Annotated in this window: 15 protein-coding genes; 12 read left to right on the forward strand and 3 right to left on the reverse strand. The window is 43.1% G+C overall.

Going from position 1 to position 14,939, the window contains the following annotated elements:
* Window positions 1–24 precede the first annotated feature (24 nt).
* From WBS51_RS12960 to WBS51_RS12990, 7 genes are all read left to right on the forward strand, one after another.
* Window positions 25–1,311 carry an ABC transporter substrate-binding protein gene (locus WBS51_RS12960; RefSeq protein ID WP_173748943.1) on the forward strand — a complete coding sequence of 429 codons (1,287 nt, stop codon included), beginning with the start codon at window positions 25–27 and terminating at the stop codon, window positions 1,309–1,311.
* A 79-nt stretch (window positions 1,312–1,390) separates the two neighbouring features.
* Window positions 1,391–2,296: a carbohydrate ABC transporter permease gene (locus tag WBS51_RS12965; protein WP_173748944.1), complete on the forward strand. Its 906-nt coding sequence runs from the start codon at window positions 1,391–1,393 to the stop codon at window positions 2,294–2,296.
* A gap of 16 nt (window positions 2,297–2,312) precedes the next feature.
* Window positions 2,313–3,194: a carbohydrate ABC transporter permease gene (locus tag WBS51_RS12970; protein WP_294461441.1), complete on the forward strand. Its 882-nt coding sequence runs from the start codon at window positions 2,313–2,315 to the stop codon at window positions 3,192–3,194.
* Between the two features lie 168 nt (window positions 3,195–3,362).
* Window positions 3,363–3,584 (forward strand): helix-turn-helix transcriptional regulator, encoded by a 222-nt coding sequence (locus WBS51_RS12975; RefSeq protein ID WP_173748946.1) that lies wholly within the window; start codon window positions 3,363–3,365, stop codon window positions 3,582–3,584.
* Entirely contained in the window at window positions 3,571–4,314 is a 744-nt protein-coding gene (locus tag WBS51_RS12980) for a DUF3169 family protein (protein ID WP_294461446.1), read from the forward strand. Before WBS51_RS12975 ends, WBS51_RS12980 begins: the two co-directional genes overlap by 14 nt.
* Before the next feature lie 15 nt (window positions 4,315–4,329).
* Window positions 4,330–5,226 (forward strand): ABC transporter ATP-binding protein, encoded by an 897-nt coding sequence (locus tag WBS51_RS12985; protein WP_294461448.1) that lies wholly within the window; start codon window positions 4,330–4,332, stop codon window positions 5,224–5,226.
* Window positions 5,223–6,467 carry an ABC transporter permease gene (locus WBS51_RS12990; protein WP_294461450.1) on the forward strand — a complete coding sequence of 415 codons (1,245 nt, stop codon included), beginning with the start codon at window positions 5,223–5,225 and terminating at the stop codon, window positions 6,465–6,467. The genes WBS51_RS12985 and WBS51_RS12990 overlap by 4 nt, the downstream gene beginning before the upstream one ends.
* 45 nt (window positions 6,468–6,512) lie before the next feature.
* Here WBS51_RS12990 and nagB read toward each other — a convergent pair whose 3' ends face one another.
* Both nagB and WBS51_RS13000 read right to left on the reverse strand, forming a co-directional pair.
* Window positions 6,513–7,241: a glucosamine-6-phosphate deaminase gene (nagB, locus tag WBS51_RS12995; protein WP_173748950.1), complete on the reverse strand. Its 729-nt coding sequence runs from the start codon at window positions 7,239–7,241 to the stop codon at window positions 6,513–6,515.
* A gap of 121 nt (window positions 7,242–7,362) precedes the next feature.
* Entirely contained in the window at window positions 7,363–8,256 is an 894-nt protein-coding gene (locus tag WBS51_RS13000; RefSeq protein WP_173748951.1) for an AraC family transcriptional regulator, read from the reverse strand.
* Between the two features lie 157 nt (window positions 8,257–8,413).
* On the opposite strand from WBS51_RS13000, the gene WBS51_RS13005 reads away from it, so the two are divergent.
* The gene (locus WBS51_RS13005; RefSeq protein WP_294461454.1) at window positions 8,414–9,508 is read left to right on the forward strand and encodes an anaerobic sulfatase maturase; all 1,095 of its coding nucleotides are present in this window, start codon (window positions 8,414–8,416) and stop codon (window positions 9,506–9,508) included.
* A 54-nt stretch (window positions 9,509–9,562) separates the two neighbouring features.
* On the opposite strand, the gene WBS51_RS13010 is transcribed toward WBS51_RS13005, so the two are convergent.
* Window positions 9,563–11,011 carry an arylsulfatase gene (locus tag WBS51_RS13010; protein WP_173748953.1) on the reverse strand — a complete coding sequence of 483 codons (1,449 nt, stop codon included), beginning with the start codon at window positions 11,009–11,011 and terminating at the stop codon, window positions 9,563–9,565.
* A gap of 315 nt (window positions 11,012–11,326) precedes the next feature.
* Between WBS51_RS13010 and WBS51_RS13015 the strand changes: the two genes are divergently transcribed.
* From WBS51_RS13015 to WBS51_RS13030, 4 genes are all read left to right on the forward strand, one after another.
* The gene (locus WBS51_RS13015) at window positions 11,327–12,733 is read left to right on the forward strand and encodes a carbohydrate ABC transporter substrate-binding protein (protein WP_173748954.1); all 1,407 of its coding nucleotides are present in this window, start codon (window positions 11,327–11,329) and stop codon (window positions 12,731–12,733) included.
* A gap of 77 nt (window positions 12,734–12,810) precedes the next feature.
* Entirely contained in the window at window positions 12,811–13,701 is an 891-nt protein-coding gene (locus tag WBS51_RS13020; RefSeq protein ID WP_173748955.1) for a carbohydrate ABC transporter permease, read from the forward strand.
* A gap of 18 nt (window positions 13,702–13,719) precedes the next feature.
* Window positions 13,720–14,592, forward strand: a complete 873-nt coding sequence (locus WBS51_RS13025) for a carbohydrate ABC transporter permease (RefSeq protein WP_173748956.1) — start codon at window positions 13,720–13,722, stop codon at window positions 14,590–14,592.
* Between the two features lie 12 nt (window positions 14,593–14,604).
* Window positions 14,605–14,772 carry a DUF6903 family protein gene (locus tag WBS51_RS13030; RefSeq protein WP_173748957.1) on the forward strand — a complete coding sequence of 56 codons (168 nt, stop codon included), beginning with the start codon at window positions 14,605–14,607 and terminating at the stop codon, window positions 14,770–14,772.
* Window positions 14,773–14,939: the final 167 nt, after the last annotated feature.

Consider the following 14,939-nt stretch of genomic DNA (forward strand, 5'->3'; position numbering starts at 1 on the left):
AGTTTTGAGTGCAGTTCTTTGTGAATGATGGTAGCTTCTCTGGCAGCCTGCGGAGGCGGCGGAGATAAAGAAACATCCGGCGGCGCCGACAGCGGCAAGGACGGGGGAAAAGAACTGGTTTACTGGTCCATGTGGAGTGAAGAGGAGCCGCAGGCAAAAGTGATTCAGGAAGCTGTGGACAAGTACACAGAAGACACAGGAGTTAAGGTAGACGTACAGTTTAAAGGACGTAACGGACAGCGTGAAGGTTTACAGCCTGCATTGGATGCTAAGCAGACCATCGACTTGTTTGACGAGGATGTAAACCGTGTAAACGGTTCCTGGGGAAGCTATCTGATGGATTTGGAAGAGCTGGCAAAAGATTATGAGGCAGAGCATGGAAATGAAACACTGTTTGCTATTGCCCGTAATGCAGCAGGCGGAACATTAAAATCCATTCCGTATCAGCCCTCTATTTTCGGTTTCTTCTATAACCAGACTTTATTTGATAAAGCAGGCATTGCAGCAGCGCCGACTACATGGGAAGAATTTGATGCAGCCTGTGCGAAATTAAAAGAAGCGGGAATTACACCAATCACAGGTGATACCACTTATATGACTTCCTTTATGGGATATCATCTGGGACGTTATCTGGGACAGGATGGCGTAAAAGCCTTAGTGAATGACCCGGCTATTCAGGAAAAAATTGACGCAGGCGAAGTGGAAGATGTAAACTGGGATGACCCAAGAGTTGCTCAGGCAGCAAAAGACATTGAAGACTTTGCTAAGAAAGGGTACTTCTCCGAAAATATTGCGTCTAACGTATATCCGGCAGGACAGAATCAGGAATTTGCCCCTGGAGAAGCAGCAATTATTATCTGCGGATCCTGGCTGCCAAACGAAATCAAAGCGTCTGTAGCAGAAGATTTGACATGGGGATACTTCAACTACCCATCTGTAAAAGACGGAACAGATGACAATACGGCAAACAACATTGCCAATCAGGTATTTGCCATTAACAAAGAATCCAAGATGGCAGAAGAGGCTATGGAGCTGATTACTTATATCACAACCGGGGAATTTGATAAGAAGATGACAGAGCAGTCTCTTTCCATTCCGGCTGACAAAGCAAACTCTGATGCATGGCCAACAGAACTTGAGGCGGTAAAACCTGGGTTTGAAGCAACAGCTACATACTATGACTGGGCTGTTGGCGCTGAAAACAATGGCGACCTGACACCTGTATTAAACGAAAACACAGTAAAACTTATGGCTGGCGACATGTCTGCTGATGAATTTGTAAAATCCTGTAAATCAGCAGCAGGAGAATAAGAAGTATAAAAGATATGGTGGCATGAGCGTACAGCGCGCTGCCACCATATTTCTTTTTGAATATTAAGGAGATACCCGCATGAAAAAAAATAAAGGAATGATTATCGGTTTTCTTGCCCCGGCAGTTCTGATTTTCCTGGCTGTATTCTTATATCCCATTGTCAGAACCGTTATTATGAGTTTTTTTAAGATTTCTTCTGTGACAGACAGTGTGGATTTGTGGAAATTCGTGGGAATAGAAAACTACCAGAAATTATTTGCAACTGATATTTTCAGAACCTCCATGATGAATATTGGAAAAATATGGCTTTTAGGCGGTATCATTGTTATGACAGTTTCCCTGCTGTTTGCCGTTATTTTAACCAGCGGAATCCGGGGAAAGAAAATCTTCCGCGCCATTATTTATCTGCCCAATATTGTAAGTGCTGTGGCTCTGGCTACCATGTGGCTGCAGTATGTATATAGCCCTAAGTTTGGTCTTCTTAAGAACGTTCTGGATAAACTGGGACTTCACGAACTGGCAAAAACCCAGTGGACGGCTCCGGACCATGTATTCTGGGCTCTGCTGTTTGCTTACTGCTTTGGTATGATTGGTTATCACATGCTTATCTGGATGAGCGGTATTGAGCGAATCAGCCCGGACTTTTATGAAGCGGCAACTTTGGACGGAGCAAACAAAATCAATCAGTTTCGTTATATGACACTGCCATTGTTAAAAGGTGTCTTTAAGACAAATATTACTATGTGGTCTGTAAGCACAGCAGGTTTCTTTGTATGGTCACAGCTGTTCTCTTCTGTTACAGCCAATAAAGCCACCATTGTTCCAGTACAGTATATGTATTCTCAGATTTTTGGCGCCGGAAATGCGGTGACAGAGCGTAATGCAGGATATGGTGCGGCCATTGGTATTATTCTTTGTATCTGTGTTGTTTTAATCTTTACCATCTGCAACGCACTGGTAAAAGATGATGATTTGGAATTTTAGAAGGGAGGACAGGTTCATGGCGAAAGAAAAGAAAATAGTCAAAGATAAAATTAACTGGAAAAAAGAACTGAAACTTGCTCCCGGATATATTATTATTCTTTTGTGGGTAGCGTTTACGCTTATGCTTCTGGGCTGGATTCTGGCTGCAAGTTTGTCCACCACAACGGATATTTTTGCGGGAAAAGCACTGAAGTTCCCTACGGGGCTGCATTTTGAAAATTATGCAAAGGCATGGGGCTCCGGCGGCGTAGCCACCTTCTTTATGAACTCCCTGCTGTATTCGGTAATATCCTGTACATTGCTGATTCTTATCTGCGCACCGGCTGCTTATGTGCTGGCAAGATTTACCTTTATAGGGAATAAGATTATTCAGACCGGTTTCGTGTCTGCTATGGGTGTTCCCATTACCATGATTGTGCTGCCGCTTTTCTGTCTGGTAGCAAATATGGGAATTTTAAACAACGTAGTGGCAAGTAAGGCAACGCTGATTTTCCTGTATATCGGAATTAACATTCCCTATACAACCATTTTCCTGCTTACCTTTTTTGCCAACTTATCCAGAACTTACGAAGAGGCTGCAGCCATTGACGGCTGTCCTCCGGTGAAGACTTTCTGGAAAATTATGTTCCTGATGGCTCAGTCTGGAATTGTTACAGTTACGATTTTTAACTTTATCAATATCTGGAACGAGTACTTCCTGTCTCTGATTTTTGCAAACAGTGATGAACTCCGTCCGGTAGCGGTAGGTCTTTATGGCATGCTGCAGTCTATGCAATATACAGGAAACTGGGCCGGTATGTTTGCAGCCGTTGTCATTGTATTCCTGCCAACCTTTATTCTCTATATTTTCCTGTCAGAGAAGATTATTGGCGGTGTTACCGGAGGTATCAAAGGCTGATATCGGTTTTGTATCGGGAATCAATCGAAGATGAAAGAGGATGTTGTTGCAAACAGCATTCTCTTTTTTTGCGAAAAAAATAATTGACAACTTTATTTGTCATTTGCTATAATAATGACAAATAAAGTTGTCAATATGACAAGAAAATAAGTCAAGGAGGCAGTGCGTATGCCGCTATATAACCGTCTGAAAGAATACCGGGCAAGGCTTGGCATTAATCAGCAGGAACTGGGAAAACGGGTAGGTGCTTCACGGCAGACGATCAGTCTGATAGAGAGGGGCGATTATTCGCCTTCCGTAACCCTTGCTCTGCGGATTGCAAAGGAATGCTCCGTAACGGTGGAAGAAATATTTCAGTATGAGGAGGATGAGAACGATGAACAGGAATAAGAAGAAAAAGGAAACCGATAGGAAGACAGCCTTGATACAAATGGTGATTATGCTTTCGTGCGGCGGTTTTATAGGAGGGGCGGGAACGGTGTTCTTTCTTTTCTATGGAGAATCTGTGAGCCAGGTGCTGAATCGGATTTCCGATTCTGTGGGAAACTATGCGCCCTGGATTTTGATAGTTCTTTGCACTTTGCTATGCGTGGCAGCACCTGTTGGTGTGGGAACTGTGAGGTACAAATTTAAACGCTGGAATCAGGATGATGAAGAAGAAACAGAAGCATTAGAGAAATATGTAGGGCGAGTTCAGAACTTTCTTTCGGTGTTTATCATTTTTGTCATGTGTATGGGAGGACCCTGCATGGCAGCACATGATGGGATGTCTACCATATCTGTTCTCTTTTTCGTAGCTACTACGTTCTGGACTCTGTTCTGGGTGAGCAGGGTCGTGTATTACCAGAAGCAGATGAACCCGGAGAAAAAAGGAAATATCCTAAGCTGGAATTTTGACAAAGAATGGCTGGCCAGTTGTGACGAAAGAGAACAGCTCAGAAGTTTTCGGGCGGGATATTATGCTTATTATTACAATCAGTTTATTAACCTGATTATTTTTGTTATACTTCTGTGCGCAGCCAATGTCTATGAGATGAGCAATCTTCCTTTTGTGATACTGGGCGTCGTCTGGTCTGCACAGACATTGATATACTGGTATGAGTATGAGAAGAAAAGGTGAGAGGAGCGTGAGATTATGGGACTTACAGTAGAGAATCTGACAAAGCGGTTTGGAGAAAAAACAGCGATTCATCATCTGAATTTTGTCATGGAGGAGCCGGGAGTATTTGGACTGCTGGGAACCAATGGTGCAGGGAAAACCACAACCATACGCAGCATTCTGGGTATTATGCAGCCGGATGAAGGAAAGGCACTCTGGAATGGAAAGAAAATTACCAGGGATACCCTGGCTTTCGGATATCTGCCGGAAGAAAGAGGCATTTATATGAAAGCAAAGGTTCTGGAACAGTTGATTTATTTTGGCATGCTCAGAGGCATGAAGAAAGCAGAGGCGAAACAATCGGCGCAGGAACTTATGGAACAGCTTCAGGTGACAGAGTACCAGAACATGCAGGCAGAAAAGCTGTCAAAGGGAAATCAGCAGAAGATTCAGCTGATTGCAGCTATTATACACAGACCGCAGTTGATTTTTCTGGATGAACCTTTTTCCGGTCTGGATCCGGTAAATGCCGTAGTGCTGCGGAATCTGGTAAAAAAGCTGGTAAAGGAAGGCAAATATATCATACTTAGTACCCATCAAATGGAAACGGTGGAGGAATACTGTAAAAATCTTGTGATTCTGGACAGAGGGAAAACTCTTTTAAACGGCACTCTGAAAGATATCAAAAGGGCGTATGGACGAAGCAATCTGATTGTTTCTGCGGAAAAGGATGTCAGGGATATTGCAAGGCAGGAAGGTCTGGAGGTTTTCGAGGAAAGAGCCGCGGAGACAGAGTATAAGATTCAGAGCGAGGAGATGGCCTGCTGTTTTTTGAAACATATGCTGGCAGAAGAAATTTACCCTTTGAAATTTCAGATTATGGAACCATCCTTACAGGAAATTTTTGTGAAAAAGGCAGGTGAGAGCAGATGAAACAAATGCTGATTGTGTTTGTCTATACCTTAAAAGAAGGAATCCGCAAAAAAGCGTTTTGGATTTCAACCATTATCATTATGGCAGCCGTGCTGCTGTTGTGCGCCGTTCCCAGAGTCTTTACAGCATTTACAGGAGAAAAGTCCACGGAAAAAGCAGACCATGAGAAAAAAGGTACCTGTTATCTTCTGGATGAAGTGGGGATTTTTCAGCAAAATCTTGAAATGTTTCAGGAACTGTATCCGGAACTTGATTTCCAGATTGCAGAGAACGAAAATCTGGAAACCTTGAAACAGGAAATTAAGGAGAAAGAAGACGATTCTCTTATTTATATTGAAAAGACAGACGGACAGCCAGTGGTACATGTGGTCAATGCAAATTTTATGAAAGGAATCAGTGCGAAAAATACAGCAGCTGTCTGTGACCAAATTATGCAGTCCCAGTCCCTCCGCGAGTTGGGCGTGGGAGAGCAGCAGATAAAAGTCATACAGACGCCCCTGTCCTATACGGAAGAATATGCAGGAGAGATGGATATAACAGGCTATATTCTCGGTGTTTTTATGACTATTGTTATGTTCTTTGCGGTTTATTATTATGGAAATGGGGTGGCTATGTCCGTAGCTGCCGAAAAAACCTCCAGAGTTATGGAAACACTGATTGTCTCAGCAAAACCTTCCAGGATTTTAGCAGGAAAATGTCTGGGCATGGGTGTTGTGGGGCTTTTGCAGCTGGGAGGCCTCCTGGTCTTTGGCGGATTGTGTTATAAATATCTGTTGCCCAACGATGTACAGCTGGGTGGAATTCAGCTTTCCGGAATTTCTGTTTCTGCAGGTACGGTAATTTTGCTGCTTGTGTACTTTATACTGGGCTATGCGCTGTATGCAGTGCTGAATTCCGTATGTGGTGCAGCAGTCAGCAGAATTGAAGACTTAAACGCAGCCCTGCTTCCGGTTTCCATTGTTGCAATCCTTGGTTTTTACTTAGGATATTTTACTTCCATTGCAGGAGGAGGCAGCAGTACCTTAACAGATCTGGCCCTGTACCTGCCCATATCCTCTCCTTTTGCAGTACCTTTTAAACTGTTGACAGGAGAAATCGAGCCGGTACAAATCGGTGTTTCCCTTGCCGTTTTGGCTGTTACAATTGTAGTGGCTGCAGCCATAGCTTCAAAGATATACAGTATTTCTGTAATGCATTACGGAAAACCCTTAAAATTAAAAGATATGAAAAAAATGAAATAAGAGAAGAAAGAAAGGGGGCTGCCGGAACAGTCCCCTCTTAAAATCTTATTTTACTTTGGAAAGTGCGGCTTCATCCGCTACGATGGTAACATCCGGGTGCAGCTGTAAGATAGAAGCCGGAACCTTTGGTGTAACCGGGCCGTTGATAACTTCATTGAGAATTTCCGCCTTGTCAGCTCCGCTGACTACAACCAGAATTTTCTTTGCACTCATAATGGTGCCGATTCCCATAGTGTAAGCCTGACGGGGAACATCGGCTTCGTTTTCAAAGAAACGTTTGTTGGCCTGAATGGTGCTTTCTGTTAAATCTACGCAATGTGTCGTTTTTGGAAAATCTTCTGCAGGTTCATTGAAACCAATGTGTCCGTTGTGTCCCAGACCTAAAAGCTGCAAATCAATGCCCCCCGCACGGCGAATAATTTCTTCATATTCTCTGCAGGCTGCATCGCTGTCTTCATTTAATCCGTCCGGCACAAAAGTACATTCCTTGCGGATATTTACAGAGTCAAACAGGTTGTGGTTCATGAAATAACGGTAACTCTGGTCATTGTCTCCGCTTAATCCTCTGTATTCATCTAAGTTGCAGGAAGTAATCTGAGAAAAATCCAAATCCCCTTCTTCATACCATTTTATCAGATTTTTATAAGTTCCCACAGGTGTAGAACCGGTTGCAAGTCCTAACACACAGTCAGGATTTAAAATTACCTGAGAAGCAATTATATGCGCTGCCTTTCTGCTCATTTCATCATAGTCTTTGGTTTTGTAAATTTTCATAATACCTTCTCCTTTAAGCTGGGATTTTTTCCCGTAATATAATTATTATAATATGAAAGTAATTGAAACACAATGTAAAAAACAGAAAGTAGAATCAAATTGGCAGGCGCAAAAGCAGAGACTACTTTCTGTCAGACAAAACTTTAATGGAAGAAGCATATTCTGACGGCGTCATTCCGGTAATTTTCTTAAACTGCCGGGAAAAGTAGTGAATGGATGTATAGCCGATAAATTCAGATATCTGCGTAAAATTGTGATGATTTTCCCGAATGAGCTGTTTGGCCAGTTCAATTTTTAAATGGGAAAAATAATCAATGACACCGCAGTGTGTCTGCTCCCGGAAGAGTTTCTGCAGCTGGGAACGCCCGATTAAATTGTCCTGGCAGATGGTCTCAATGGTCAGCCGCTCGCAGATGTGTTCTTCCAGATAAGTCGTAATCCGGTTGTAAATCAGAGAATCATTCTTCTGCTTAATGGATTTGATAGCAGGAGCGGAAAGCGTGCCCTCATCCATCTGGCGAATCATCAAAATCAAAAGCGTTTCCAGATATAGTTTAATCAACTGTTCAGAACCAAAGGGAGCTGTCTCCCGACGAAGCATTTCGGTGGTTCCAGGGTCGTCCAATGGATTGGCAATGCAGTGCTTGGCCTCATAAATAATCTGGGCAAGGAGATTTCGCTCCTGTTCGCCAATGCTGGTCAGCAGATTTTCAAAATATTTCATACAGGGAGAATGGCACTCAAAGGAGATGACTACCAGGTTGGGGGCAATGGTTCCATTCGCCTTTACGGTGTGAAATTCGTCCGGCTTGTGGAAAATGATTTCTCCTTTTTTCAGCGTATGGTGGATATTTCCGGCACATACCTCCACTTCCCCTTTATCCACGCACAGAAATTCCCAGAAATCATGTGTCTCTCCGGGAAAATTATAGTCGCTCATATATTCAAAGTAATGAATCGTAATAATTTTATTGATTTCAATGTCTTTTTTTAGTTCCAGACTTGTAAATGACATGACAAACCTCCTGAATAGGAAAATATATTCGTTTTTATTATAAAGGATTGCAGAGAAAAAATCCATATGTTGTCCTAAAATGTCTGGAAAAGCAATGAATTTACAGACAGGATATGGTAGAATAAAACATAAGAATTGAGAAAAGGCGGAGAAGGAAATGAAACATGTACAATTAATGATGAAACCGGCATCTTCCAACTGTAATCTGCGGTGTGCCTATTGTTTTTATGAAGATGAATGTAAAAACAGAGAAATCCCATCCTATGGAATTATGAAAGAGGCAGTTTTGGAAACCGTGGTGCGAAAAGCTCTGGAGGCAGCAGAAGAAAGCTGCACTTTTGGTTTTCAGGGGGGAGAACCAACACTGGCCGGACTGGAATTTTTTGAAAAGTTTATAGCGTTCACGAAAAAATATAAGAAACCCGAAACAAAGCTGTACTTCTGTCTGCAGACCAATGGAACACTGCTGGATGAGAAGTGGACGGAATTTTTAGGAGAAAATCATTTTCTGGTGGGAATTTCTTTGGATGGGACCAAAGAAATTCACGACAGAAACCGGCAGGACGCCGGTGGGAAGGGCACTTTCCAGAAGATTTTAAAGAATGCGAAAAATCTGCAGAAGAACCATGTAGAGGTGAACATTCTGTGTGTGCTTACCAAACAGAGCGCCAGAAAGATTACGTCTGTTTATCAGTATCTGAAAAAAGAGGGATTTTATTATCAGCAGTATATTCCCTGTCTGGACCCGTTGGGAGAGAAGGAGGGGCAGAACCCCTGGTCTTTGACGCCGGAGATTTATGGAGAGGCTTTAAAGTCCCTGTTTGATCTGTGGTTTGAGGATGTACGAAAAGGTACTATGGTTTCAATTCGGGAATTTGATAACTGGCTGTCCATGTTAAAGGGGTTTCCGCCGGAAGCCTGTTCCCAGACGGGAAGGTGTTCTATGCAGAATATTATTGAAGCAGACGGAGGGGTGTATCCCTGTGATTTTTATGTGCTGGACAACTGCAGGATTGCCAATGTGCAGGATGAGAAGTTCCGGTTTTTCCAGGGGATCTTTCCGGAAATGGAATTTTTCAGCCAGGGCAGGAAACGTGGAGAAGAGTGTACTGCCTGCAGATGGTATCCTCTTTGCCGGGGCGGCTGCAGAAGAAATTATACAGAGGAAAATAAGAATTATTTCTGCAAGTCTTATCAGGAATTTTTTGCCTATGCTATCAGCAGGCTGGAATGGCTGGCAGCCAGACTGTAGGGGACTGCTGCCAGCTGCGGCAGTCCCTTTGTAAATGGCAGCCCCCAAAGGGATTCAGGAAGGCATATATGGCGGATAGGGCTGTCCGGGAATCAGCTTGGTTCCGTCTGAAAAGCCCTCCGGCCGGTTCTTTAAAGTCTGGATTAAGCAATCCCGCAGCTGACAGATACGGTTCTGGCAGACCGGATTGTCTATTTCGTTATGCAGCTCTTTTGGGTCATCCAGCAGACGGAAATACTGCTCGGTTCCGGTTTCGCTGTACCAGATGAATTTATCCTGGGGCGTTACCAGCCAGTGATTGGAGTATTCTCCGTAGGAGTGTTCGCCGTGGAGCACTTCCCGCAGAGCTTTTTGCGGCTGCTCTATAAGCGGCAGCATGCTTTTTCCGTCCAGGGTATCTGGAATATGGGTATGAACAAAATCCAGCAGAGTAGGCATGACGTCCCGAAGTTCCACCAGACTGTGGGAAACCGTACCTGGTGTGAGCCCCGGAAGAAGCCTGTCGTTTCCTGAGAGAATCAGGGGGATGCGGATACTGCCCTGGTATGGCCGGGATTTGCGGAACATGTGGTGGTCACAGAGTTCTTCCCCGTGGTCGGAAGTAAAGAGAATCAGAGTATCCTCATAAACGCCGTATTCTACCAAAGCCTGAATCAGACGTCCAATCTGATGGTCCAGATGAGTAATGCAGGCATAATATCCCACTTGAGCTTCCCGTATTAAATCTTTATCCAGAGGACCGCATTTGGAATCAAAAACCCGTCCCTGACTCTTTAACAGTTCTTCGGTTTCCCAGTCGCCCAGAGCAGGCGGTGTCAGTTCTTTCCGATTGTACAAATCAAAATAATAAGAAGGCGCATCAAATGGCGGGTGAGGACGCAGATAAGAAGCCATAAGGAAGAAAGGTTTTTGCGGGTCTTTTCTGCGCAAAAAATCGATGCTGCGGTCTGTCACCCAGTTGGTGGGATGGTATTTTTCCTCATAAATCCAGGGACGAGCCACCCAGCTGTTGCATTCCAGTCCGGTATCCGTTACGTCTGCGTCGATGCCTTTTTCCTGTTTCAGCCAGTGAAAGTAATCATCGGCATTTTTCTGGGACTCCTGCCAGGGGACACTGGTATAGCGGGCGCTGTGAAGATAGCCGTCGTGAAGCTCAACATTGTGGAAACCCAGATAATTCCGCAGTGGGTGTACATGCATTTTCCCCACACACTGGCAGTAGTATCCTGCTTTGGAAAGTTCGCCTGCCATAGTGTGTGGATAATCCCAGATAATGCCATCCTCATAGCCGGTTCGCTTGTGATGTTCCTGGGACAGACCGGTGTGAAGAGCGGCTCTGGCGGCAATGCAGCTTGGGCAGGCGCTGTAGGCATTGTCAAAAGAAATACCCCGGCTGGCCAGTGTATCCAGATAAGGAGTTTTGACATCCGGATGTCTGGCAAAGCCCAGACAGTCCCCACGAAGCTGGTCAGTCATAATCAGTAAAATATTAGGCTGTTTCAAAGGTGATTCCTCCATTCATCAAAATTACCTATAAATATACGATGTTTCTCTGAAAAAGACAAGGTTTTTTCCGGAAATGCCCGTTTGTGTTATGAAAAGTGATGAAAGAGAAGAAGATGAAAGAAAAAAATATAAGAGGAAAAAAGAGCAAAAGATAAAAAGAGAAGGAGAATTTTGGGCAAAATAACGATGTGAAAGACGATTGTATAAAAGTTACAGCAGATAGTACAAATACAAAAATAGAAAATATGGTATAATGATTCGGTGAGATTTAAGAAAGATAGTTACTATCTACAATCTAGGGAGGAATTAGTAATGAAAATGAAGATGGTAAAGAAACTTGTAGCCATGGCTCTTGTTTCAACAATGACATTGTCCGGACTTGCTGCATGTGGAGGCGAAACAGCAGATACAAACAAAGATACAAGTAAGGATACTGCAAAAGAAGACAAGTCTGAAGGCAAAGAAGTGCTCAAATTAGCTGCTTTCAAAGGCGGTAACGGAGAAGAAATCTGGAACCAGATTGCAGCAGCATTTGAAGAAGAAAAGGGCGTTGACGTAGAATTAAACATTTCTTCCGAATTAGATAAAGACCTGACAAAATCCATTCAGAAAGGTGACTTCCCTGACGTTGTATACTACAATCTGGGACAGAAAAGCGGTTTCACAGAAACTATGCTGAAGGAAGGCGCAATCGCTGATATTACAGATGTATTTGATGACGAATTAAAAGGAAAGCTGTTAGACGGTATCACAGATGGTACAGACGCACAGCCATACGCAGACGGCAAAATCTATCTGGCGCCTATCTTCTACACGCCGACAGGATTCTGGTACAACAAGAATCTGTTTGAAGGAGACCAGAAAAAATATGACCTGCCGACAACATGGGAAGAGTTCTTTGCTTTAGGCGATAAGGCAAAAGCAGACGGGGTTTCCTTGTTTACATTCCCACAGGCTGGTTACCTGGACGCAACGATGTACAGCATGTTAGCACAGGCCGGCGGTACAGAGTTCTATCAGAAAGCAATCAAATACGATGCAGATACATGGACATCTGACGAAGGGAAGAAAGTTCTGGATACATTAGGCAAACTGGTATCTGCTGATTACACAGAAAAAGATACTGTAGCAAATGCCAACGCAGACGGTGGTTTCAAAATCAACCAGCAGAACGTTATCGACAACAAAGCATTATTCATGCCAAACGGTAACTGGGTAATCGGTGAAATGGCTGCTACAACACCGGAAGACTTCAGATGGGGTATGATGCCTGCACCGAAGTGGGATGGAGATGAAAAACAGACCATGTACACATTCACAGAACAGATGTGGATTCCTGCAGAAGCAGAGCACATGGATCTTGCAAAAGAATTCATTAAATTTATGTATTCTGACACAGTTGTTGATATTTTATTAAATAACGAAACAACAGACAAAGAAACAGGAAAAACTTCTCCGGCACCAGTTGTTGCACCTGTAAAAGGCGCTGCTGACAAATTACCGGAAGGTACAACAAGAGACTGTTATGCAGCTTCTACAGCAGACAACATTGTAACCGTTACAGGCGGTTGGGTAGCTACACAGCCAATCGAAGGTCTGAACATGAAAGACGCAGTTTACGGACCGGCATACTCTGTAAATACAGGAGATATGACTGTTGAAGACTGGCAGAAACAGTTAGTGGAAACATGGGAAAAATGTGCAGGCGCTTTAGAATAAGCACAATTTAAACCTGGTATCAGCAAACGGTGAGTTATTATAACTCACCGTTTTTAAAAGAAACAAGGAGGAAAACCATGAACAGGAAGAAATCACAGGGGCGTTTTGTTTTTGCCTGCCTGGCACCTGCCGCGCTTTTAATACTGCTTTTTATTTTCGTTCCTACGGTAAAGGTCTTTAAAATGTCTTTGTACCGCATGGGAGGAATTACCAATAAGAAAGAATTTGTAGGATTTGAAAACTTTACAAAGTTGTTCCAGGATAAGGCGTTTTTGGAGGCTATGCAGAATACCATCTTAATCATTGTACTGGTTATGATTTGTACAATCGTGCTGGCTGTTCTTTTTGCAGCTTTATTGTCCAGAGGAAACTTCAAAGGAAAGAACTTTTTCCGCGTTATTTTTTACATCCCAAACATTTTGAGTATCGTTGTTGTAGCCGGTATCTTCGGCGCGATTTACAACCCAAGTACAGGTCTTTTGAATACCTTCCTGGAAGCGATTCATTTAGACGGTCTGGTGCACCAGTGGATGGGTGAACCGAAAATTGTTATTTATTCCGTTATTTTTGCTCTGGTATGGCAGGCCATCGGTTATTACATGGTTATGTACATGGCCAGTATGGCAGCAATTCCGGAAGATTTATATGAGGCAGCCGCTTTGGACGGTTCTTCCGAGATACATACGTTCTTTACTGTAACACTGCCTCTGATTTGGAACAATATCCGTACCACCTTAACCTTCTATATTATCAGTACCATTAACCTGAGCTTCCTGTTTGTCCAGATTATGACGGATGGCGGTCCTAACGGAAAGACCGAAGTGGCGCTGAACTATATGTACAAACAGGCTTATGGTGCAGGGGTATACGGATACGGTATGGCTATCGGCGTTGTAGTCTTTATTTTCTCATTTGTACTAGCTGCAGTGGTAAACAAGATTACAGACAGAGAAGTGCTGGAATTTTAGAAAGGAGAATGAAGAGAAATGAAAGAAACACATAAATTTACAAAAATTTTGTCAAAAGCTATCATTTACATTGCTCTTTTTGTTCTGGCTATTTCTATTATTGTACCGGTTGGCTGGGTATTTATGGCGAGTGTAAAGCGCAATGCGGAATTTATCGGTGCAGATATTAATCCATGGGCGCTGCCGGCAGACCCACGTTGGGAAAACTTCAAACAGGCTTTTGTAGATGCGAGAATGGGAGAGTTCTTCCTGAACTCCGTTATGGTAACAGCTCTGGCGCTTTTCCTGCTTTTGGTGCTTGCTCTTCCGGCTTCTTATGTACTGGCAAGATTTGATTTCAAGTGCAAAAAGATTTTGAATTTGGCCTGCATGGCAGGATTATTTATCAATGTAAACTATATTGTAGTTCCGATTTTTCTCATGCTCACAGACGCCAACAAGGCTTTTCAGGTGGATTTTTTCCTGAATAACCGTTTCCTTCTGGCGCTTATTTACGCGGCAACCAGTCTTCCGTTTACGATTTATCTGTTAAGCGGATATTTCAAAACGCTGCCAAAGGGCTTTGAAGAGGCTGCTTATATTGACGGCTGCGGTTACTGGAAAACTATGGTGAAAATTATGGTTCCAATGGCAAAGCCAAGTATTATTACAGTCATTCTGTTTAACTTCCTTTCCTTCTGGAATGAGTACATCATTGCTTACACGTTGATGGATGGACATGACACACTGGCTATGGGACTGAAAAACCTGATGGCTGTGGAAAAGACAGCTACGAACTACGGTATCATGTATGCAGGTCTTGTTATTGTTATGCTTCCTACATTGATTCTGTATATTGCAGTCCAGAAACGTCTGACAGAAGGTATGACACTGGGCGGACTGAAAGGATAGGAGGAAATCGTAATGAATCATACAGTGAAAGTGATTATAAAGTGTATTGTTTTTGTTGTGTGTCTCGCTTTGATTATTATGGGACAGAAAAATATCAGCATTACGGGTCTGACTATGGAGTTGGTTGGTCTGGTAGGACTGCTGGTGCTGTTATTCCTTTACAATAAAAAGTATCAATAGAAGTATCTGTACGGAAAGAACAGACAGAGAGCGCCGGAAATACGGAGAGGAAAAGTTTCCCTCAAGTATTTCCGGCGCCTTTTTGAGTTCAGAAAAATATGCATAAAAATGACAAAAACAAATGAATTTGTGCAAAGGATTTGTGAAATATTTTTGATAAAATAAAG

It is taken from the genome of Blautia acetica, assembly GCF_038739805.1.
Classification (GTDB): Bacteria; Bacillota; Clostridia; order Lachnospirales; family Lachnospiraceae; genus Blautia.